Consider the following 20522-nt stretch of genomic DNA (forward strand, 5'->3'; position numbering starts at 1 on the left):
GATTAATATATTGGGGTTTAGATGAGTAAGGGGACGCTTTGTAGATTGAAGTAGTGCGCGGAAAGAGAAGGGGGCGGACCATGGCAGGCGTTTGGCATAAAGCAACTGATCTTGAGAACGAATTTGTTTTTCATTCTGTAACCAGAAAAAGGAGCAAACTTTCATCTTCTTTTACGCAAACAGCCGAAATATACTACGCAGCATCCAATAAAGAACAGCCTGCCACAGCCCAGGGGTTCCAACCTGCTGAGAAAACCAGCTTTGTATCAACAAATGCTATCTCGGAAAGATGGGTGTGGGAAACTGGTATGGGCGGAGGAAGCGTAGAGCAGAGCTGAGTATTTACTTACCTTTCCGGAGTGTTTTTTGGTGGATAGTATTCGACTGGCTCCCATCGGATACTAAGCGGGTACTGAACCGAGAAATGCATCAGGATTTCTCGGTGAATACCCGCGTGCCGCCAAAAAGCGCTTCGGAAAGGTTAGAAAATACCAGTTCTGCGGCCAGCTGACGGAGCCCATGCCAGTTTCCCACACCCATCTTTCCGTACACTACCTACATCTACAAAGCGTCCCTTACTCAGCTAAACCCCAATATAATCTAAAATTCTACTCTCTAGAACAAGTTTCAAACACCCTTTAACTCCATTGTTTGAGATTCTCTAATTGTCTGAGATGATCTTGTGCATTTTCTTCCGGAGACTTTGTAGGATCATCTCCATCAAAATGTTCACAGGGCAGCTTGGTGCACTTGCCGCAATGGGCGTGCTTCTTTTCATTTACACAGCATTGATAGATACTGCAGACATCCTCTCCGGTATATTCCAACCAGTAGGCTTTGCCCTTTTCCTTGGGACATCCTTTGCAGGTTTCCGGGTACGAAGTGCAGTCAGAGCAGATCACACCGCAGCAGCTGAATATTTTTTCCATTGGTATCCTCCTGAAAATTTAAACATATTTGGCTGTTAATTGATTCCAGTATAAATGATTCTTTTAAAATATACCAGAGCGTGTTTGAAAATGTTTTTTGGCAGCAGCCCGTTCCGGTTAAATAAAGCGGTATTTTCCTTGCAAGGGAATGCTTATGGTATTATAATGATTGGGCTAAAGAAGTTAAGGAGAATAAATATGAGCATTCAAATTATATCTATTGACACAAGTCAACAACACGAACTGGAAAAAATAGAAAATCTTTATTTAAAATCGTTTCCCAAAGAGGAACGTATTGATTTTAAACTATTAACTGCCAAAGCTAAAGAGGGGAAAGGTTACTTTCTGGGACTTTTCGATAAAGGTGATTTAGCGGGGTTTACGTTTTATACCGGGTTCAAAGAAACAATCTATGTCTTTTATATTGCAATTGATTCTAAGTATCAGTCAAAAGGATATGGTAAATTAATCATTGAGAATTTTATGGAGAAGTTTCATGATCATAATATTATGCTGCTTGTTGAAGAGTTAGATGAAAACGCAGAAAATAATGAACAGAGAATCAGGCGGAAACAATTTTATCTCAGGAATAATCTTGCGGATGATAGTCAGTTTTTAGAGGTGATGGGAGTTCATTATGAATTGCTTCACCGGCAGGGGTATACTGCTGATGTGGAGGAATTTGAAGAAATCCAGGCATATTTTTTTAGTGATGCAGTATAATATGTGCATTACCAAATAGTAGATTTACCTCAAAAATTATTCGGTTCCTGAATTTCTGATTGACTCATATTCAATCATATGGTAGAATGATTTTCGAGGTGATAATATGCGCATATCAAAAGAACCGGAAGTAAGAAAACAGGAGATCATAGATGTGGCTATGAAAGTATTTGCTGAAAAGGGATATGAAGCCGCAACAATGAAGGATATAGCAAGAGAAGCAAATGTTGTGGCAGGTTTGTGCTACCACTATTTTCAAAATAAGCAGGAACTTTATAAAACAGCCGTGACACAATATGCAAAGGAATGCAGCAGTGCATTCATTTCCATTTTTCAACAGACTGAATTACCATTAGATGAATGTCTGGATGCCATGGAGAAAATCTCTATCAGCCAGGAACACGGTTATAAATACAAAGAATTTTTTAACAAAGAAGGAAATGAACTATTTCATAAGCAGCTGGAATTGTACATGTCAAAAGAGATCTTTCCGTTTATGCAGAATTACATAGCGTGTCTGGCTAAGCGTAAGGAAATCCAGGCAGAAGATACCGGTCTGTTAGCACATTTTTTGTGGAATGGACAGTCTTCGGTTATGAATGAGGAAAGTGTACCGGTTGAAAAGAGAATTGCGTTTATCAGGAAGATATTTAAAAAAATATTAGATTAGAACAAGATTTTAGACATTTAGAATATGACATTCATGTTTCTATTGCTACGTCGTACAGAATAAGCAAACAGCTATTGATACTAAGTATAATCAGCCCTGCCAAGTTTGGCAGGGCAAACAAATACCTTGTGATTGAACGAAAGTCAATGAACATATTTCAATGAATGCAAGTCAATGAATATTAATCAATGTGCTTAGAATCTGCACAAATGCAAAAAAAATCAGTTTCAGGAAAGGAGAAATTTATGCGTAAAGAAAGCAGTAAGGAATTAACAAAACAATATTTTAACAGTACCGCGGAGGATTATGATCAAAGTCATGACGGAAAATTTGTATATTGCATGTATCAGGAGATTGTGGAGAGGGCGGCAGCTTTGAAGCCTGACAGTGTACTGGATTTGGGGTGTGGAAATGGAAATGTCATACATTTGCTGAAAAGCCGGATATCTGCAAAGTACTACGGACTGGATATCTCAGAAAAAATGATAGAGGAGACAAAGAAACGTTTTGGAAATGAAGTGGAACTGTGTGTAGGGGATGCAGAAAATCTTCCATATGAGGATCATACCTTTGATCTGATTATCTGTAATGCTTCCTTCCATCACTATCCCAGAGCAGAGAAAGCAGTTGCAGAGATGAAAAGAGTTTTAAAGCCTGACGGAACGGTCATATTGGGGGATCCGACTCTGCCGGGGAAAATCTTTACCAATATGCTGAACTGTCTTATGAAATACAGTCATTCCGGGGAGGCAAAGATCTGGCATAAGAAGGAAATTATTCCATTATTCCAAAGGTATGGTTTTCAGATTAAAGATTGGAAGAAGATAAATTATAAGACATTTATGTTTTCGGCGACACCTGAAACATAACAAATTGCAAGAAATCGAAATACAGTGAATTAAATTACAAATTCCTCCATGCTATAATTTCCCCAAAAGATACGAGGAGGATTAGGTATGAAATATAAAAATGATTCTCTTTCCATAGAGGAAAGGGTAGAGGATCTGATGGGGCGGATGACACTGGATGAGATGGCTGCGCAGCTTGGATCTTACTGGATCTACCAGTTAGATGACGGGAAGAACCTGTCTCAGGAGAAAGCACAAAGATATCTGCATGATGGGATTGGACAGATTACTAGAGTCTGCGGCGGCAGCAGCCTGAAACCGGATGAGGCAGCCAGGATGGCAAATCAGATTCAGAAATATCTGGTGGAAGAAACCAGGCTGGGGATACCAGCGATGATTCATGAGGAGGCTTGCAGCGGCTTTACGGCAATCGGCGCTACTACATTTCCACAGACCATAGGAGTGGCATCTTCTTTTGATCCGGAGCTGAGTGAACAGATAGGCAAGGTGATTGGCAGACAGATGAGGGCTGCAGGAGCACATCAGGCCCTTGCGCCGCTGTTAGACGTTGCAAGGGATCCGCGCTGGGGACGTATGGAAGAGACCTATGGGGAAGATCCCTATGTGGTGGGGACTATGGGCACAGCCTATGTAAAGGGAATCCAGGGTGATTTGAAAGAGCAGGGAGTTCTGGCAACCGGGAAGCATTTTGTAGGCTACGGCGCATCGGAAGGCGGTATGAACTGGGCGCCGGTTCATCTGCCGGAGCGGGAGCTGCGGGAAGTATACCTGACACCATTTGAGATGGCGGTAAAGGAAGGAAATCTGGCATCCATTATGAATGGATATCATGAGATTGACGGCGTACCCTGCGGTGCTTCGAAGAAGCTGCTGAACGATATCCTGAAAGAAGAGTGGGGATTTGAGGGCATTGTAGTTTCTGATTATTTTGCCATTAACCAGATCTTTGATTATCACAATATGGCAGCGGATAAAGAAGAAGCAGCAAAAATGGCGCTGGAAGCAGGCATGGATGTAGAACTTCCCAATGTGGACTGCTTTGGGGGACCTTTAAAGCGCGCGGTAGAAAAGGGAGATATTTCCATGGAACTGATCCGGACCAGTGTAAGAAAAGTCCTGACATTTAAATTCCGTCTGGGATTATTTGAACATCCATATGTGGAAGCGGAGAAGACATTGGAGCAGTTTGATACGCCTGAGGATCGTCAGCTTGCCCTGGAAGCGGCAAGAAAGTCCGTTGTTTTACTGAAAAACGAGAACCGGCTTCTGCCTTTATCAAAGGATATCAAAAAACTGGCTGTCATCGGTCCTTCTGCAGACAATATCCGGCATATGATCGGGGACTACACCTATCAGGGACAGATCGAAGGTCTGCTGGAGCTGCATGAGAGCCAGGGGAATGCCATGAATCAGCCCATACCGGAGAATATTGAAATGTCCGGGAATATCGTGCAGATGGAGAGTTACCTTGAGGCAATCAAAAAAGCGGTGTCTTCGGATACGGAGATTATCTATGCAAAAGGATGTGAGATAAAAGGGACTTCCAGAGATGGATTTACAGAAGCGGTAAATGCTGCCAGACAGGCTGACACCGTACTGTTGTTTTTGGGCGATCTGGCTGGAATCACTCTGGAATGTACGGTGGGAGAATCGGTGGACCGGGCAGAATTAAGTCTTCCGGGAGTACAGGGAGAACTGGTACGCGCCATTGCAGCCACCGGGGTACCGGTAGTTCTGGTGCTGAGCAACGGGCGCCCCTATTCGATTACCTGGGAAGAAGAGCATATTCCGGCAATTCTGGAAGCGTGGTTCCCTGGGGAAGAGGGAGGTAAAGCCGTAGCTGAAATTCTATTCGGAGACAGGAACCCGGGCGGCAAACTGCCGGTATCCGTACCACGGACCTCCGGGCAGATTCCGGTGTACTATATGCATAAAAAATCCGGCGGGCGTTCCCACTGGAGAGGAAATTACGATGACGTCAGCGCTTCCCCTCTGTATGCTTTTGGCTATGGACTGAGTTATACAGATTTCCGTTTTGAAGATTTCAAAATAGAAAAAAAGGAAATAGCGGTAGGAGGCAGTCTGGAAGCCTCCGTTAAGATCACCAACATCGGAGACCGGGAAGGTGATGAAGTAGTACAGCTTTATATACGGGATGTGGCTGCCAGTGTCACCAGACCGGTACAGGAACTGAAAGCATATAAGAGAATCACATTGAAGCCCGGTGAAAGTAAGGTGCTGGAATTTACCATTAAATCGGCGCAGATGGGATTTTATGATATCAATATGGATTATGTGCTGGAGCCGGGAACAATCGAGGTTATGGTGGGGGCAGCCTCCAATGATATCCGGTTCAGAGACAATATCATCCTGACAGGGAATAAGTGTAAAGCAGACCGGGTATTTGAAAATCAGGTAATTGTTAGAAAGCAGGTGTAGTTTATGTACTATAAAGAAGACTGGGAAAAAGCAAAAGCCAGACTGACAGCGTTATGGGACAATGAGATACTGGATCGCTGCTGTATATCCGTTGCAGCTCCACGGGACGGTAAAACAAATGTACACATATTTGCTCCCGGTGAATGTAATCCAAATGACCCGGAAGATCTGGAAGATTACTGGATGAACCCGGAGCGGATCTGGAAACGTAATATCCTGAGGCTGGAACATACCTATTTCGGAGGGGAGTCACTGCCCCTGGTGATGCCAAATTTTGGAGCCTCCGGGCACTGTGTTTACTACGGTGGTAAATACACATTAAAAGCGGATACGATCTGGTTTGATGCAGTGGTGGAAGACCTGGAGGAGCACCAATGGAAATATGACCGTGAAAATAAATTCTACCGCCGCCAGCGGGAGATTGTCCAATACCTTGCAGAAAAGGGCATGGGAAATTATCTGCTGTCTATGCCGGATAACTGCGGCACACTGGATGCCATCGGACATCTGCATGGTTCTATGGAAACCATGATGGACATGTATAGCTGTCCCGGGGCAGTTCAGGCGGCCATATCAACAATCAATGAAGGCTGGACAGATGCGGCGGAGACTTTCTATCAATTGGGGAAGAACTGCAACGAAGGGGGCAGCTGTGTTGGGTGGATGGACACCTGGGCACCGGGGCGCCATGCCCAGATGCAGTGTGATATGTCTGTCATGTTCTCGCCGGACTGTTATCAGAAGTTTGTGGTACCGGAACTCAAAAAGCAGATGGAATGGGAAGAATATCCTGTTTACCATTTTGACGGAAAAGAACAGATCAGCCATCTGGATCATTTACTGGACCTGAAAGAGCTTCAAATGATTCAATGGACTAATGTGGATGGGCAGGAAAGTCCCGCACATTTTATTCCTGCACTGAAGCGGATGCAGGAGGCAGGGAAAAAGATCCTGGTGCTGACTCCGGCATCGGATATTCCCGCATTGCTTGATAACCTGTCATCCAGGGGGCTGTATCTGCATACTTATGCAGATACCGTGGATGAAGCCAATAAGATTATACGCTATGTGGAAAAAAATACACATGCATGAGGAGGAAGTACATTATGAAATATGAAGCATCCTGGAATTCACTGAAAACCCATCAAACACCGTCATGGTTTCAGAAGGCAAAGTTCGGAATCTACACACACTGGGGGATTTATTCTGTACCTGCCTGCAGACCCAATGGAAGTTGGTATGGCTTTTATATGTATCAGAAAGGCAGTCCCCAATATGATTACCATACAAAAACATACGGAGATCCATCCGTATATGGATATAAGGATTTTATCCCGGCATTTACCGGAGAAAAGTTCAATGCCAGGGAATGGGCCGAATTATTTGCCAAGGCAGGAGCAAAATTTGCAGGACCAGTAGGCGAGCATCATGACGGATTTAGTATGTGGGACACCGGTTTAAACCGGTGGAATTCTGCGAAAATGGGTCCCAAAGCAGATGTTGTGGCGGAGATGGAACGGGAGATCCGGGCGCAGGGAATGAAGTATATGGTGGCGCTTCATCATGCGGAAAACTGGAGGTTCTTTCCACACTGGGCAGAGGGAACAGATTTATCGGATCCGGAGTATTTTGATCTGTACGGTACCCCGCATGACCTGGACTGGAAGGACGGGATACCGGATAAGGGCGAATGGCCGATCTGGAATGCACAGACTCTGCCAGATAAAGCATTTTGTGACAAATGGCTTGCAAAATGCAAGGAAATTATCGACCGGTTTTCACCGGATATGCTATGGTTTGACTTTGGTCTGGGATTTATGCCGGAAACCTACCGGGAAGAGATGCTGGCTTATTACTATAATAAAAGTGAAGAGCAGGGAAGAGAAGTAGTCATTACCTATAAATATCAGGATCTTCCGGTGGGAAATGGTGTCATTGATCTGGAACTGGGAAGATTTGACCGGATGATGTATCACGAATGGATCACCGATACCACCGTAGATGACGGGGAGGGATGGTGCTATCTGTTTGATGCGGAATATAAGCAGCCGGAGGAACTGGTACACTATCTCATTGACAATGTGAGCAAGAACGGATATCTCCTGCTCAATGTAGGTCCAAAACCCAATGGAGAGATTCCGGAAGAAGCCAGACATATCCTTCTGGAAATGGGAAAATGGCTGGAAGTTAACGGTGATGCAATCTATGATACCACACCCTGGATGACATTCGGAGAAGGCCCGGCTAAAATGGAAAAGGCCGGTATGTTCAGTGAAGGAGAAAAGCTTCAGTATGGGCCGGAGGATATCCGGTTTACCGTTAATGGAAACATGCTTTATGCGGCACTTCTTGGGTGGCCGCAGGATGGAAAGGCAGTCATCAGAAGTGCCGCCCGGTTCTATCCGGGAGAAATAGAAGAGATTACCATGCTGGGTGATGGAAAACCGCTGCAGTGGAGCTGTACGGATGAGGGGCTGGTTGTAAATCTTCCGGATCAAAAGCCCTGTGAGTATGCCTGGGTACTGGAAATTGCCCGGAAGTCTCCTTTTTAGACCGGGAATCCTTTTGTGGCAGTATCAGCACTGCTTTTTGCAGAAAGGATGGCTGAAGATATACGAAACATGCTATAAATTTTACGAACGTTGCATATATTCATGAACGGATTTTATGATATAATAAATACAATGAATCATCAAATACTCTCGGAGGCGCAAATCGGTCAGATTTGGGGTTCGGAGAGTTTTGATGTATGAAAACATGGGATCATGGGGGAAAGAACATGTATAAGGTTGTAATTGCAGAAGATGAAATGTTTGTGAGGCTGGGAATCAAGATGTCTGTTGACTGGGAGAAGCTGGGGATGGAGGTGGCAGCTGATGTGGAGAATGGGCAGCGGGCACTGGAAGCATGGGAAGCCTTTCAGCCGGATATTGTCATAACGGATATTAAGATGCCCGTGATGGATGGAATTTCACTGATCAGGCAAATACGGCAAAAGGATGAGCGGACCAGATTTATCATCCTCAGCTGCATGGAAGAATTCAATATTGTGCGGGAAGCCATTTCACTTGGGGTTTCCGATTATGTATTAAAGCTGACCATGACACAGAAAGATATGGAAAAAGTCCTGGAGAAGGTCAAAAGAGAATTGGTTGTCATGGACAGAAGCCAGAAGAAACAGGAAAACGGGATGGAAAGAAAACGGTTTGAGGACTCACTCCGCAATTTCCTCTATTACCGCCTGGATGTGGGCCAGGATTGGAAAATGATGCTGGAAGAACAATTTTCTGATGCGGAAAAGCAAATGCAGATGGTGGCACTGGAGATTGATAACTATACGGAAAGCAAACGGATATTCAACGATTCTTATGGCAGTATCCTGGATTCGGCAGTAGAGAATATCCTGTCAGAACTGCTGGTGGAGGAAAACCATATTCTGCTTCCGGAAAAGGATGGGAGATTTATCATGATCCTGGAAGAGGCCGGGGACAGTGAAATTCTGTCCGGACAGCTGCAGCAGCAGCTGGAAAAAATGCGGGAGGTATTGCAGCGGTGTGTGAAAAGCACGGTTTCCTTCGCCATAAGCAGCCGGGGCAATAGCGGTGACGAACTTTATGAAATGTACCATCAGTGCTGCCAGGCGCTGGAAAAGAAATTCTTTTATGGATTGAACCGGAATACCTTGTATAATGCACAGAACCCGGATCACTGTAAGCGGCTGATCCGCAGAAAGATGGGGCGGTTAATTTTACAGATGAAAATGGATGAGTCTGCTGCCAGGCGGCTTCATGAGGCGGAAGCAGGATTCTGCCAGCATGAAAATCCGGTTACCATCCGGCATTATTTTGAACATGCCATCAATGTAGAGATGTGCAGAATTCTGCCAGAAGGCCAGCAAAGATACCAGATCACAGAGCAGTTTATAACCAGACTGAAAAACAGCCAGACTTTTGACGGGGTCCTGGAGGTTTATGAATCCTGTATGGAATATCGTCAGGTTAGTTCCGGTGAGCAGACATTATTAAGTAAGCCGGTCAAAGATATCCTGTATTATATCAGCCTGCATTATCCGGAAGATATCACCCTGGATCAGGTTTCCCAAATGGTAGAATTGAGCAGGACTTATGTGTGCGGCTTGTTCAAGAAGGAACTTGGTGTAAATTTAACCAATTATATTATGAACTACCGGATTGAAAAAGCGAAGGAGCTGCTGCGCAGTACCAACTTAAGATCATATGAGATAGCTGAGAAGGTGGGGTTTCTCGATGAAAGTTATTTCAGCCGTACCTTTAAGAAAGTGACCGGTCAATCTCCCAATTCATTTAAAAAAGGGGTATAAACATGCTCTGGCTGGTATTAGAGGATGTGCTCCGGGACAGGAAAGGCGGAAGAAGCCATGAGAAGAAAAAAGAATAACGGACAGGCATTCAGCAGACGGCTCCAGTCACAGCTGCTGGCAGTCTTTATGGTGACGATCACAATCCTGGTGGGAGTTGTGTCCATATTCAGCTACAAACGTTCCGAAAAAGTGATTCAGGAACAGTCAGCCAGTATGATGCAGCAGTATTTCCAACAAAATCAGTATAACATTATCCGCTACACCCAGGAGGTGGAAAAAATACTGCGTCTTTTTATGATTCAGGACTCTCTTCAGGACTATATGCGTCAGGGATGGAAAAACCAGTTTGACAGCATCCAGAAAGCGATGCAGATTTTTGATTATACCAATGTCGTGATGGGGAATTATGAATACCTGGATTCTATTTATTACTATGGAAATGACGGTACGGCTCTGGGAGTCTTGGAGAAGAAGAATATGGTAACCAGGATACCGGCTCTGGATCTGCCATGGTATTCCCTGGGGATTCAGGAGGAAGCTCTGAAAAATCCGGGGAAGGTACTGTGGTTTGGAGGGTATACGAATCTGGATTTTGCCATGGAGCAGGAAGCGAAGGAGGTGCCATATATAACCGCAGCCGGCAGTATTTGGCTGGGAACGGGAAGATATGCCACTGTAGTAGTGAATATCCGCCAAAATGCACTTGCAGATCTTTTTACAAAGTCAGATACTCCGGATGAAAGAGAAAGTTATCTGATGAATGACCAGGGCATAATCGTAGTTCATCAGAACAGCGAAAAAGTAGGAAAACAGGCAGAGTTTACCCCTCGTGAGCTGGAAAAGACCGGTGACGGCTACCTGATGAAAGAAAATATTCAGATTAATTACCATCGGATACAGGGACTGCCCTGGACCATTGTAACGGAGATTCCCAAAGAATCGCTCTATGGAAGCCTGGTTTCATTGAAACGCTGGTTTCTGGTTCTTGCGGCAGGGGGGCTTCTGGTAGCACTTGCATTGTCGGCGTACAGCCTTTATCGGCTGACTGAACCGCTGAAACGTCTGAGGGCGGCGATGGAGCGGATGGAAAATGGTTCTCTGGGAGAACAGCTGGATGAAAGCAGCAAAAATGAACTGGGAATGCTGGGACGGCAGTTTAACCGGATGTCCAGGAGTATTCATACCATGATCGACCAGATCCGGGATATGGAAGAAGAGAAAAGAATTTTGGAAAAAGAAGCCCTGCAGGGTCAGTTAAATCCGCATTTTCTATTTAATACCCTGAGCACCATGCGCTTTATGGCAAAGCTGGGACAGAATGAACCCCTGGAAGAGTGTTTCTGCGCACTGGGAAGAATGCTGCAGCCAATGTACCGCAGTCAGGGAGAATTGTGGAGCCTCAGACAGGAAGTAGACTACATGTCTACCTATATTACGATCATGAATTGCCGTTACGGTGGTAAGCTTATCATGGAATTTGAGATACCGGATATGCTGATGGAGCTTCTGGTACTTAAATTCATTTTGCAGCCCCTGGTGGAAAATGCCATTGAACATGGATTTGCAGATTCCGGTGGAGCCGGCATGATTGTGATGGGAGCAGAGCAGAAAGAGAATCAGCTTCAGGTGTACGTTGAAGATAACGGCAGCGGAATTCAGGAGGAAGAGCAGGAACGACTTTGCCAATTACTGAAGCAGGCGGAGAAACAGAAGGAGCTTTATAAGAATCATGTAGGCATTGTGAATGTGCATCGGAGGTTAAAGGTACACTTTGGGGACGCATACGGAATCAGGCTGGAAAGTATACCGGGGAAATCCACCTGTATATATCTGGTTATGCCGGTTATAAAGCCTGTTTAAAAATCATTGCTGCAAAGTGGGAACAGCAGATAAGTTATAAACAATATATAATGACAGCAATTATATAAAAGAGCACAAGAAAGTACATAAAATCATAACGAAATACAATTTTTAGAAAATCTCCTTCGTATTCTGAAATATGGCTGACTGAATTTAAGACAGAAAATGAGAATATCCTTTATCGAAATGTAGTGTGGGATTCCCTATAATATTGTCTATAAGGTTAACCAATAAAGTTCAGAAGAGAAGGAGGTTTTTTTATGCGAAAGATACCAAATGGAAAGGGTATTGTCAGAAGGAAAATGCCGGAGGGAAAGAAGTTTTTCCTTGCGTCCGTTCCTTTCCTGATTTTGGTTTTCGCATTTGCTTATGTCCCGCTTTTGGGATGGGCATATGCATTTTTCGATTATCATCCCGGAATGTCATTGTTTGATTGTGATTTTGTGGGACTGAAGACATTTGCTAAGATCTGGGCAAATAAGTCAGAGTTATTCCGGGTAATGCGAAATACCCTGGCGATGAGTGCAATCTGTATTACAACAATGCCCCTTGCAGTTGTTTTTGCAATTATGCTGAATGAGATAAAAAATTCGAAATTCCGCAAACTGGTTCAGACCACCACTACACTTCCGAATTTCATCAGCTGGATTGTAGTATTTACACTGGCATTTGCAATGTTTTCTACCGATGGTATGGTTGCGGGCGTCTTTAAATCATTAGGGATAGAGAAAACGGTGAATCTGCTTGGTGACAACAAACATGCATGGGCATTCCAGTGGGCGCTGGCAACCTGGAAAAGCCTGGGGTGGAGTGCAATTATCTATATCGCATCCATAGCGGGTATTGACAGCGAACTTTATGATGCTGCTCATGTGGATGGTGCAAACAGGCTGCAGACCATACGGCATATTACCGTACCGGGATTATACGCAACGTTTTTTGTACAGCTTCTGCTGGCAATCAGCAATATGCTGAGTAATGGTTTTGAACAGTATTTTGTATTCTATAACCCGTTGACCGCAGACAAGATAGAAGTTCTTGACTACTATGTGTTTAAGATCGGTGTATTGACGAATGATTATCCCCAGTCCATTGCCCTTGGTATGTCAAAAACGATTATATCTGTCATACTTCTCTTCACGGCAAACCAGCTTTCCAAGAGGGTTCGCGGTGAGTCGATTGTATAGGAGGGGAATAGAATGATAACGAAAAGATTGAAATCGAAAAAAACATTGTCGGAAAGGATAGCAGATATTTTTATTTATTTAATCTGCATTTTACTGGTCATTATCTGCATTTATCCATTTTACTACGTAATAATTTATTCCATCAGTGATCCTGCACAGGCATCCAAAGGGATTTTCCTTTTGCCAAAAGGGTTTAACCTGGATACTTATAAAGGGATTATCAAACTGAACGACATACCGGGAGCATATCTGATCTCCATTCTCAGAACGCTGCTGGGAACCGGGATTACCATTATCAGTTCTTCTTTCTTTGCATACCTGGTTACGAACCAGAAAATGTATTACAGAAAAATTGTATACCGTTTTGTTATTATTACAATGTACATCAATGCAGGTTTAATTCCATGGTATATCACCATGAAAGCATACGGGCTGCAGAATAATTTCCTGCTTTATATTTTACCGGGTGCGCTTTCTGCTTATTATGTCATCCTGTTGAAGACTTACATGGAGTCACTGCCAAAAGAGCTGGAAGAGTCCGCGAAAATTGACGGGGCGGGAATGATGACAATTTTTGGGAGAATTATTTTCCCACTGTCAAAGCCAATAGTGGCGACTGTAGGGGTATTCTCCATGGTGGGACAGTGGAATCAGTGGCAGGACAACTACTTCCTGGTTTCCGATGCAAAATTACAGACCCTGCAGATGGTGCTCTATAATTACCTGAATCAGGCAAACCGGTTTCAGAGCATGTCCAGTAATGCAATTGATGCATCCGCAGTAACCAGTTCCATTACACCTTCTTCGATTAAAATGTGTATCACGGTGCTGGTAGTATTACCAATTATGTGTGTATATCCGTTCCTTCAGAGATATTTTGTAAAGGGTATTATGATGGGAGCAGTCAAAGGATGATTAAAATAAGAAAACAATGATTAACGATATAACAATGATAACGATATAAAAATGGGAGGAATCATCATATGAAAAATAAATTAAGAAAAATAACGGCTTTATTATTGGCAGGAGCAATATGCATGTCTGCTGCAGCGTGCGGAAAAAGTGAAGAGAAGACGGATACAGGAAGTACTACAGCCGGTTCACAGGCAAGTTCTGATGAACCGGTGACCCTTACCATCTGGAATACAGAAGTTCTGACTCCCGGTATCCAGACTAATGAAGTAGCAAAGGAAATTGAAAAAAAACTGGGAATCAAAATGGAAATTGTGCAGGGCGATGCTCAGAAATTCAGTATTCTGGTTGCAGGGGGAGATCTGCCGGATATCATCTATACCAATCCGGCTCAGCAGAACGTGGCATCCAACAATCTGATAACAAGCGGGCAGCTGATGCCCATGGACGAACTGATTGACCAGTATGGGGAAAATATTAAGAAAAATTTTCCGGACCGCCTGAAGTATTCTAAGCAGTTTGCAAGTAACGGAGAAGATAAGGTTTATTATCTGCCGGTACTGGCATACCAGGCAAATGAAGAGCATCCCAATGTCAGCTATTCTATTGAAAATGTAGGATTGATGACAAGATGGGATATCTATGAGGCAATCGGATGTCCGGAAATTAAAACTACCGATGACTATCTGAATGTACTGAAAGAAATGCAGGAATATGCAAGGGAAAAGAATCTGGCAGACGGAAAGCAGATCTATGCAATTTCCGGATGGAGTGACTGGGGTCTATGGCCATGGTGGCTGGCAAATACCAGAGAAATGGGATATACGGATCTTGCCAACTCAACCATCTTTAACTATAAGACGAAGTCCGTAGAGGGAGTGTTTGCAAGTGATGCATTCTGGCAGTCCCTGGAATTTTACAACAAAGCTTATAACATGGGCATTCTGGACCCGGAAGCATTTACAATGAAAAATGATCAGTTCTGGGAAAAATGCAAGAACGGACAGGTGATGATGGCATATGCAAGCTGGCAGACGGAAGGTATTAATACATTTTTCCAGACGAACGGACATCCGGACTGGAGTTACCAAAAACTGCCGTACGACGGATATGATTATATTTCCGGTATTGTTTCAACAACCGCACCTCTTGGAAGTGGTATAGAGTATGCCACAGCGATTACCAAGAATTGTAAGAATCCGGAGAAAGCAATGGAACTGATTGATTTCATGAATTCAGAAGAAGGTGCCCGTCTGATTTACAGCGGAGTAGAAGGTACACATTGGACCAGTAAGGATGGCGTTGTGCAGCCATCAGAGGAATTTATTACCCAGTCTAAGACAGATCCGGATTATAAGCTTAATGTTGGGGTTAACCTTTACAATAAACTTTGCGGATTCAAAGATATCCAGGTACTTTCCGACGGATATCCGGCAGACCTGATGAAATCGGATGAGCAGAAAGCAGCCACAATTACCGATACAGATAAGAGCTACTGTGAATATTACTCCCAAAAAGAAGGGGGAGATTATCAATATCCGGGCCAGGTTCTCTATGATATGTGGCAGAAAGAAAAAGTCGATACGATCACAGATTTCTATCTCTATCCCACCTTGGTGCAGAGTCCCGATGAGGAAACACTCAACATCATAGCACAGTGCGAACAATATATGAATGTACAGGGTGTAAATGCAATTATGACGGCAACGGCAGAGGATTTTGCTGCCTGCAAAGAAGAGACATTGAAAGGTCTGGAGAGTAAAGAATACTCAAAAGCAACTGCGAAAATAGAAGAGCTGTATGCGGCTGCGGAAAAAGAAGCAGAAGCCTTCGGGATGAAATAAATGCAGTTTTGCAGATGCCGGGCAGCATGGAAAACCAATGCAATAGTATGCTTGTGCAGCAGAATTTGAGTATGAAATGATATATAACCGTATTGAAATTGCAGCAGGATATAAGGAGCAGAAATAATGAAAAATATAATGTTTAATGCAAATCACTCACCAATTGGCGCATATGCCAGTTTCACACTTGGATTCCCCGGCGCAGCCGGGGGTCCCGGGATGGAGCGCAGAGGACCTGCAGATACAAATGTTTATATCGGAGTGGAACGGCGTGAAGGAGGAAGCTATGAGAGCTTTCCCTTTTTTAAAAATGAAGATGATGAGAGTAAACAGTACGATGTGGAAAAAGAAGACACCCAGGAACAGGAAGGATATTTTGACCGGTTTCCGGCTTCTGAAATAGAGAGAGACTTCCGGGTAAGCAGCGATAGCTGGAAAGCCAGAGACATAACGTTCACCCTCTATAATCAGGTGGAATCCATACCGGATCCAAAATTCTGCGATGAGGAATGTCTGAAAGAAGTAATTGTACCCGCTGTACTGGCTGAGTTAACCATTGATAACCGCGGATGCCCCAATGGAAGAAAGGCATTTTTCGGATTTAATGAAGTAGAAGAACGGTATGGCATGCGTCCTCTTTCCTCGGGAAAAATGCATGGTGTGGGACAGGGGGGAAATCTGGCGGTTTTTACCCTGGATCAGGATGCCCATCCGGCGGGCGGATTTTGCCCAGAGTGTATCTTGGGAGAAGAGGATCGTGATAACTGGAACTTCCGGCTGGGAAAGACAGCATTACTGGTGCTGGATGTACCAGAGGATACAAAGAAGACCTTTCGCTTTGCAGTCTGCTTTTATCATGGCACACAGGCAACTTACGGGATTGATACAAAATATTACTATACCAGATATTTTCGTAACATTGAGGAAGTAGGCAGCTATGCACTTTACGTATTTGACCGGATTGTGGAAAAATGCCGGGAAGCAAACCTGAGATTTGACAAGGAAAGCCTTACCCCGGAACAGCGTTTTATGTTGTGGCATTCCATAAAAAGTTATTACAATTCATCACAATTTCTGATCAAAGACGGAGAGCCGCTCTGGATCATCAATGAGGGCGAATTCCGGATGATGAATACCATGGATCTGACGGTTGACCAGTTGTTCTTTGAAATGAAAATGAATCCATGGACGGTCCGTAACGAACTTGATTTTTATCTCCGGAATTATTCCTATGAGGATAAGGTACGGTTTCCGGGCAGTGACACTGAGTATGAGGGCGGCATAAGCTTTTGCCATGACTGTGGCGTGGCGAATGTATTTGCACCAGAGGGGAGGTCTGCCTATGAAAAATGCCGGTTAACGGATTGCTTTTCTTATATGAGCCATGAACAGCTGGTAAACTGGACCTGCTGTGCCCTGGTGTACATAAAACAGACCGGGGATCAGTCATGGAGTGACAGCCGCAAAGAGACATTGAAGAGCTGTTTTGCCAGCATGGTTAACCGGGATCATCCCGATCAGCACAAACGAAACGGGGTTATGGGACTGGACAGCACCCAGACGAAAGGGGGCGCGGAGATCACCACTTATGACAGCCTGGATGTATCTCTGGGACAAGCCAGGAACAATATCTATCTGGCGGGAAAATGCTGGGCAGCTTATGTGGGCCTGAAAGATTATTTTGAAACGAACCGGGAGGCAGGTCTTGCCAAACAGTCGGCACTGCAGGCGCAGAGGTGTGCAGAAACGATACGGTCTCATATGACGGAAGGCGGATACATACCGGCTGTTATGGATGAGGATAATGATTCTAAGATCATTCCTGCAATTGAAGGGCTGATTTTCCCATATGTGCTGGATTTAAAAGAAGCCTGCAGAGAAGACGGCATTTACGGAGCATATATCCGGGCATTGAAAAAACATTTTGAAACAGTGATGCAAAAGGGAGTCTGTATCTTTTCAGACGGCGGATGGAAGCTCTCTTCCACAAGTAATAATTCCTGGCTCAGCAAAATTTATCTCTCTGAGTTTATTGCAGGAAAAATTCTTGGATTTGACCGGAAGACTTATATGGAAGAAGCAGACCGGGCGCACGTGGACTGGCTGACCCATCCGGAGCATTCATACTGGTGCTGGTCGGATCAGATTGTAAGCGGCATCATCAGTGCAAGCAAATATTATCCCCGTGGTGTAACAAGCATTTTATGGATGGAGGAATGACAAAAATGAAGGCATTTACTTACTATAGCCCCACCGAAATAATCTTTGGGTGCGGGAAGCTGGTAGAGACAGCAAAATTGGTAAAGCGGTTTGGAAATAAAGCACTGCTGGTGACTGGAAAAGGAAAATCCTCTGTAAATGCAGCCCGCCGGGTTCTTGAACTTTTGCAGGGGGCAGGTATTAAAACGGCACATTATGACGGTGTATCACCCAATCCTACTACTGATCTGGTAACAGAAGGCGCTGAAATGGCAAAAAAACTTGGGGCAGAGGTAATCATTGGACTGGGGGGCGGATCTGCAATGGACACCGCGAAAGCAATCGCAGTGGAGGCGTCACACCCCGGTACCGTATGGGATTATAACTGCCATACAGAGGGGCCCACAGATAAGACACTGCCGGTGATTGCAATCGGGACAACCGCAGGAACGGGTTCACAGGTGACCCAGTGTGCTGTGATTACCCGGACGAAAGACAAGGATAAGTCTGCAGTCTGGCATCGGAATATTTTTCCCAAAATTGCAATTGTAGACCCGGAACTGACCAGGAGTATGCCAAAAGCGGTAACAGCACAAACCGGGTTCGATGCATTCTGTCATAATTTTGAGGCATATCTCTCGATAAATACCAGTTCAATGGTTGAACGGATGGCATTGGAAGCCATAGCAGCCATTGTGGAATATTTGCCCAAAGCGCTGGCAGACGGGAATGACATGGAAGCCCGTTCCAGGATGGCATGGGCGGATACCCTGGGTGGATTGACAAACGCCAATGCCGGTGTAACGCTGCCCCATGGACTGGGCATGCAGGTGGGAGGCCACTGTCCCCAGGTGACTCATGGACAGGCACTGGCTGCGTTTTATCCCGCATTTACCAGATACACTTACCCCGCAGCAGTGGAGAAATTTGCTGCAGTAGGAAGAATTTTAAATCCCGGGCTCCAGTCGGAAACCGAAGATACAGCTGCGGCAAAATGCTGTGAGGAAATAGACCGTTTCTTAAAAAAGATCGGTCTCTGGACTGGCTATAAAGAACTTGGGGTTACCATGGAAGATATCCGTGAGATTGCAGACTGCGGACAGGTACTGGGCGATTATCTGAACAACCCGAGAGTGGCTGACATTGAGGAAATGTATGAGCTGCTGGTTTCCTGCTATGAGCGGGATTAGAATCTGGCACCTGCATGAAAGAAAAGGAGTGTAAGGCAGATGAACTGTTTAAGCAAGCAGCAAGTAAAAGACGTAATTGAAGGCAGAGGAGCAGCATCCAGACCGCCGATTCTCTATGATTTGTGGATCGGAGAGAATGTGTTTGGCTGGAATCCAAAGGAAAGAGAAGCATGGCTTTCCGGTTATCCAAGAGATATTGAGGATGTGTTTCTGAACATTCCCGATCTGATTCATGCTCCGGCAGATGATCCGGATTACCGCTGGGCAGGCACAGATATGAAAGATATGGAGGAAAAAGGATGGGATGCCAGGATTTTAATTGAAGACTGGGAGAGCGGGGAAGCAGAAAAATTCTTTGAGACATTTCCGGATCCAGAGTATCCTGGGCTGATCCCGGAGAAGAAGCCCTCCGGAGAACGATATACCCTGGCAAGATGGTGGTATGGATTATTTGAACGCCACTGGTCGCTGCGGGGCATGGAAAATGCGTTGATGGATTTTTATTTATACCCCGATGAAATCCACCGCCTCTATCAAAAACTGACGGACTTCTATATACGGATTATGGAGAGAGCCTGCACGGAGATGAAAATCGACGGATTCTTTGTCTCAGATGACCTGGGAACACAAAACTCCCCGTTTTTTTCACTGGATATCTTCCGGGAATTCTTTAAACCCTATTATCAGCAGATATTCGGGAAGGCCCATGAACTTGGTACCCATTTCTGGCTTCATACCTGCGGAAACATTGAGTTGTTTCTTCCGGAGTTTATTGAAATTGGGCTGGATGTCATTCATCCCATACAAAAATATACCATGGATGAAAAAAGGATTGCCGCCTTATACGGAGACAAGATTTGTATTCTTGCGGGATTCGATGTGCAGCAGACGATACCTTTTGGAACACCGGAAGAGGTGAGAGAGGAAGTCAGGTATCTTCTGGATGCCTATTGGCGGGAAGATGGACGCTTAATGGTTACCATGGGGAACGGGTCAACGGAAGACTGGAAATTAGAAAGCCTTCGGGCGTTGTATGAAGAAACTGTGGGGTATGTTGGAATGTACGAAAGAACAAAAGTTATCAATACTGCAATTAACGGTTGACTTTATATCAAAACAGGGTGTAGAATGTACAAGCATAAAATATTAAGTGCCCGCTGCATGTGGGGTAAAAGGGAATTAGGTGTAGAATCCTAAACGATCCGGTCACTGTGATTGGTGAGCAAAGCCATAGAGAGCCATTGCATTTTTGTGAGAAGGCATGTCTTTGCGTTATAACCATAAGTCAGGAAACCTGCTTAATATAGGGTTGGTATCTTCCGCAGAAAGTATCCATTCCATATACAGAGAAATAAGTCCAT

General features: G+C 44.5%; 17 protein-coding genes and 1 riboswitch. Of the genes, 15 read left to right on the forward strand and 2 right to left on the reverse strand.

Translation table 11 applies throughout. The features are described 5' to 3' along the window. The first annotated feature begins 80 nt into the window (after window positions 1–80). Window positions 81–338: a hypothetical protein gene (locus tag CD03_RS0105335; RefSeq protein ID WP_027292742.1), complete on the forward strand. Its 258-nt coding sequence runs from the start codon at window positions 81–83 to the stop codon at window positions 336–338. Window positions 339–429: 91 nt separating this feature from the next. Here CD03_RS0105335 and CD03_RS38800 read toward each other — a convergent pair whose 3' ends face one another. Both CD03_RS38800 and CD03_RS0105345 read right to left on the reverse strand, forming a co-directional pair. Continuing rightward, a complete protein-coding gene (locus CD03_RS38800) occupies window positions 430–552 on the reverse strand; it encodes a hypothetical protein (RefSeq protein ID WP_255348045.1) in 123 nt (40 codons plus the stop codon). 86 nt (window positions 553–638) lie between these two features. After that, window positions 639–929, reverse strand: a complete 291-nt coding sequence (locus CD03_RS0105345; protein WP_027292743.1) for a DUF3795 domain-containing protein — start codon at window positions 927–929, stop codon at window positions 639–641. Between the two features lie 198 nt (window positions 930–1127). Between CD03_RS0105345 and CD03_RS37020 the strand changes: the two genes are divergently transcribed. The 14 genes from CD03_RS37020 (at window position 1128) to CD03_RS32535 (ending at window position 20265) form a co-directional block, all read left to right on the forward strand. Continuing rightward, window positions 1128–1652 (forward strand): GNAT family N-acetyltransferase, encoded by a 525-nt coding sequence (locus tag CD03_RS37020; RefSeq protein ID WP_052377681.1) that lies wholly within the window; start codon window positions 1128–1130, stop codon window positions 1650–1652. Window positions 1653–1758: 106 nt separating this feature from the next. Beyond that, window positions 1759–2322, forward strand: a complete 564-nt coding sequence (locus CD03_RS0105355; protein WP_027292745.1) for a TetR/AcrR family transcriptional regulator — start codon at window positions 1759–1761, stop codon at window positions 2320–2322. Between the two features lie 245 nt (window positions 2323–2567). Next, window positions 2568–3191, forward strand: coding sequence for a class I SAM-dependent methyltransferase (locus CD03_RS0105360; RefSeq protein WP_027292746.1), 624 nt, complete (start codon window positions 2568–2570; stop codon window positions 3189–3191). An 87-nt stretch (window positions 3192–3278) separates the two neighbouring features. Next, window positions 3279–5630 (forward strand): glycoside hydrolase family 3 N-terminal domain-containing protein, encoded by a 2352-nt coding sequence (locus CD03_RS0105365; protein ID WP_027292747.1) that lies wholly within the window; start codon window positions 3279–3281, stop codon window positions 5628–5630. Window positions 5631–5633: 3 nt separating this feature from the next. Next, window positions 5634–6722, forward strand: a complete 1089-nt coding sequence (locus tag CD03_RS0105370) for a hypothetical protein (RefSeq protein WP_027292748.1) — start codon at window positions 5634–5636, stop codon at window positions 6720–6722. A 14-nt stretch (window positions 6723–6736) separates the two neighbouring features. After that, on the forward strand, window positions 6737–8182 hold the full coding sequence (locus tag CD03_RS32530; protein ID WP_052377682.1) for an alpha-L-fucosidase: 1446 nt from the start codon (window positions 6737–6739) through the stop codon (window positions 8180–8182). Between the two features lie 197 nt (window positions 8183–8379). Continuing rightward, window positions 8380–9969, forward strand: coding sequence for a response regulator (locus CD03_RS0105380; RefSeq protein WP_027292749.1), 1590 nt, complete (start codon window positions 8380–8382; stop codon window positions 9967–9969). A gap of 57 nt (window positions 9970–10026) precedes the next feature. Continuing rightward, window positions 10027–11829 carry a cache domain-containing sensor histidine kinase gene (locus CD03_RS0105385; protein WP_197041628.1) on the forward strand — a complete coding sequence of 601 codons (1803 nt, stop codon included), beginning with the start codon at window positions 10027–10029 and terminating at the stop codon, window positions 11827–11829. A gap of 260 nt (window positions 11830–12089) precedes the next feature. Continuing rightward, entirely contained in the window at window positions 12090–13016 is a 927-nt protein-coding gene (locus tag CD03_RS0105390; protein ID WP_027292751.1) for an ABC transporter permease subunit, read from the forward strand. Window positions 13017–13028: 12 nt separating this feature from the next. Further along, window positions 13029–13931, forward strand: coding sequence for a carbohydrate ABC transporter permease (locus CD03_RS0105395; protein WP_081820126.1), 903 nt, complete (start codon window positions 13029–13031; stop codon window positions 13929–13931). A 68-nt stretch (window positions 13932–13999) separates the two neighbouring features. Further along, window positions 14000–15772: an extracellular solute-binding protein gene (locus tag CD03_RS0105400; protein ID WP_027292753.1), complete on the forward strand. Its 1773-nt coding sequence runs from the start codon at window positions 14000–14002 to the stop codon at window positions 15770–15772. A gap of 126 nt (window positions 15773–15898) precedes the next feature. Continuing rightward, complete coding sequence (locus CD03_RS0105405) at window positions 15899–17992, forward strand: glycoside hydrolase family 52 protein (RefSeq protein WP_044288929.1); 2094 nt, start codon at window positions 15899–15901, stop codon at window positions 17990–17992. Next, window positions 17989–19161 carry an iron-containing alcohol dehydrogenase gene (locus CD03_RS0105410; RefSeq protein ID WP_242849047.1) on the forward strand — a complete coding sequence of 391 codons (1173 nt, stop codon included), beginning with the start codon at window positions 17989–17991 and terminating at the stop codon, window positions 19159–19161. The genes CD03_RS0105405 and CD03_RS0105410 overlap by 4 nt, the downstream gene beginning before the upstream one ends. Window positions 19162–19200: 39 nt before the next feature. Then, window positions 19201–20265, forward strand: coding sequence for a uroporphyrinogen decarboxylase family protein (locus tag CD03_RS32535; protein WP_052377683.1), 1065 nt, complete (start codon window positions 19201–19203; stop codon window positions 20263–20265). 27 nt (window positions 20266–20292) lie between these two features. Next, a riboswitch (cobalamin riboswitch) is annotated at window positions 20293–20477 on the forward strand. The last annotated feature ends 45 nt before the right edge of the window (window positions 20478–20522 follow it).

The organism is Robinsoniella sp. KNHs210 (genome assembly GCF_000686105.1).
GTDB classification, from domain to species: domain Bacteria; phylum Bacillota; class Clostridia; order Lachnospirales; family Lachnospiraceae; genus Robinsoniella; species Robinsoniella peoriensis.

Excerpts from the sequence above, each read along its gene's own strand:
- CD03_RS0105335 (WP_027292742.1), top strand. The coding sequence starts at position 81 with ATGGCAGGCGTTTGGCATAAAGCAACTGATCTTGAGAACGAATTTGTT.
- CD03_RS0105345 (WP_027292743.1), bottom strand. The coding sequence starts at position 929 with ATGGAAAAAATATTCAGCTGCTGCGGTGTGATCTGCTCTGACTGCACT.
- CD03_RS37020 (WP_052377681.1), top strand. The coding sequence starts at position 1,128 with ATGAGCATTCAAATTATATCTATTGACACAAGTCAACAACACGAACTG.
- CD03_RS0105355 (WP_027292745.1), top strand. The coding sequence starts at position 1,759 with ATGCGCATATCAAAAGAACCGGAAGTAAGAAAACAGGAGATCATAGAT.
- CD03_RS0105360 (WP_027292746.1), top strand. The coding sequence starts at position 2,568 with ATGCGTAAAGAAAGCAGTAAGGAATTAACAAAACAATATTTTAACAGT.
- CD03_RS0105365 (WP_027292747.1), top strand. The coding sequence starts at position 3,279 with ATGAAATATAAAAATGATTCTCTTTCCATAGAGGAAAGGGTAGAGGAT.
- CD03_RS0105370 (WP_027292748.1), top strand. The coding sequence starts at position 5,634 with ATGTACTATAAAGAAGACTGGGAAAAAGCAAAAGCCAGACTGACAGCG.
- CD03_RS32530 (WP_052377682.1), top strand. The coding sequence starts at position 6,737 with ATGAAATATGAAGCATCCTGGAATTCACTGAAAACCCATCAAACACCG.
- CD03_RS0105380 (WP_027292749.1), top strand. The coding sequence starts at position 8,380 with ATGAAAACATGGGATCATGGGGGAAAGAACATGTATAAGGTTGTAATT.
- CD03_RS0105385 (WP_197041628.1), top strand. The coding sequence starts at position 10,027 with ATGAGAAGAAAAAAGAATAACGGACAGGCATTCAGCAGACGGCTCCAG.
- CD03_RS0105390 (WP_027292751.1), top strand. The coding sequence starts at position 12,090 with ATGCGAAAGATACCAAATGGAAAGGGTATTGTCAGAAGGAAAATGCCG.
- CD03_RS0105395 (WP_081820126.1), top strand. The coding sequence starts at position 13,029 with ATGATAACGAAAAGATTGAAATCGAAAAAAACATTGTCGGAAAGGATA.
- CD03_RS0105400 (WP_027292753.1), top strand. The coding sequence starts at position 14,000 with ATGAAAAATAAATTAAGAAAAATAACGGCTTTATTATTGGCAGGAGCA.
- CD03_RS0105405 (WP_044288929.1), top strand. The coding sequence starts at position 15,899 with ATGAAAAATATAATGTTTAATGCAAATCACTCACCAATTGGCGCATAT.
- CD03_RS0105410 (WP_242849047.1), top strand. The coding sequence starts at position 17,989 with ATGACAAAAATGAAGGCATTTACTTACTATAGCCCCACCGAAATAATC.
- CD03_RS32535 (WP_052377683.1), top strand. The coding sequence starts at position 19,201 with ATGAACTGTTTAAGCAAGCAGCAAGTAAAAGACGTAATTGAAGGCAGA.